Annotated in this window: 1 protein-coding gene; it reads right to left on the reverse strand. The window is 58.7% G+C overall.

Features of this window, described 5'->3' with window-relative positions; genetic code table 11:
• Window positions 1-19: 19 nt before the first annotated feature.
• The coding region (locus RTW80_RS31120) for a nucleoside-diphosphate kinase (protein WP_310855100.1) at window positions 20-230 on the reverse strand (211 nt) is incomplete at its 5' end.

Raw genomic sequence — 230 nt, forward strand, 5'->3', positions numbered from 1 at the left:
CGCGGCATTTACGAAATTATTAGCGAGTGCGCGGGCACACTTCGCCTTCAGCGAAGAAGAATGCGATTTCGCGCGCAGCAGATTCAACAGAGTCGGAACCGTGGGTGCCGTTCTCGGTGAAGCTGTCTGCATAGTCGGCGCGCAGAGTACCTGCCAGCGCGTTGTCCGGGTTGGTTGCACCCAGCAGATCGCGGTGACGCTGTACCGCGTTTTCGCCTTCCAGTACGGAT

The organism is Escherichia sp. AM3 (assembly GCF_032029835.1).
GTDB classification, from domain to species: domain Bacteria; phylum Pseudomonadota; class Gammaproteobacteria; order Enterobacterales; family Enterobacteriaceae; genus Escherichia; species Escherichia coli.